This window comes from Mesorhizobium sp. M7A.F.Ca.MR.362.00.0.0 (genome assembly GCF_004023175.1).
Taxonomy (GTDB): domain Bacteria; phylum Pseudomonadota; class Alphaproteobacteria; order Rhizobiales; family Rhizobiaceae; genus Mesorhizobium.
The window spans coordinates 1-821 of record NZ_RZTF01000832.1 but is presented as its reverse complement, the minus strand read 5'-3'; the positions used below and the strand labels follow the sequence as shown (position 1 = coordinate 821).

The window sequence follows — 821 nt, the reverse complement described above, 5'->3', positions numbered from 1 at the left end:
CGGCCTCGAAGGAGCGCCACGGCCCGCGCCGATGGATCACTTCAGCCTTGTATAGGCCGTTGATCGTCTCGGCGAGCGCATTGTCGTAGGAATCGCCGACACTGCCAACCGACGGCTCGACGCCGACCTCGGCCAGGCGCTCGGTGTATTTGATCGACCCAATCTGCCTGTCATGATAGGGCGCGATATCGGGCCCAGGCTCCATCGTCAGCATGGTGAAGGCTTCGCCGACCTCCGGTGTGTCACGCCAGATTCCAGCAATGCAGAAGATCGGCTCGTCCTTCTTTGTGAAGAGCCACTTGTCTTTTCGCTTCTTCTTGGGATCTATCGAATCTGTGAACGCAGTTATGTGGACATGCAACACTTTTGGAACCGGCGCTGCAGTGAGGTCCGCCGTGCGGCCGTGCGGAGCCATTCAAAAGAGCGCAGCACGGCGGACCTTCGTTGTAAGCTGGACCAGATCTTGTGCATGCTCGTCCCGAGGACGAGCATCAAGAACGGCGGTGCGAATAGCGTCGACCTTCCCCGGTTGTATCCGCGACGTCAAAGCCGGTTGTTGATGAGCATCGAAACCACGAAGAATGCGCCAATGGAACTCGTCACGATGCCGATCGGCAGTTCCTGCGGCGGAAGCAGGGTTCGGGCGAAGAGGTCGCTGGCAAGAAGCAACACTGCTCCGAACACCGCACAGGCGACGACCCGGCGCAGATGCAACTGGCCTGCCACACGGCGGGCGAGGTGCGGAATCATCAGGCCAACGAAGCCGATGACGCCCGCCACCGCGACCAGAATGGCGGACGCGAATGCGGCTACCACGAAGG

At 60.7% G+C, this 821-nt stretch carries 1 protein-coding gene and 2 pseudogenes; all 3 read right to left on the bottom strand.

Annotation, left to right across the window (positions count from 1 at the left end):
* A pseudogene (locus tag EOC06_RS38035) lies at window positions 1-157 on the bottom strand (IS3 family transposase); the annotation flags it as partial.
* Between the two features lie 3 nt (window positions 158-160).
* Window positions 161-340 (bottom strand): annotated as a pseudogene (locus EOC06_RS38030) (SOS response-associated peptidase family protein); the annotation flags it as partial.
* A gap of 203 nt (window positions 341-543) precedes the next feature.
* A partial coding sequence (locus tag EOC06_RS38025; RefSeq protein WP_164899037.1) for an iron chelate uptake ABC transporter family permease subunit occupies window positions 544-821 on the bottom strand: 278 nt, incomplete at its 5' end.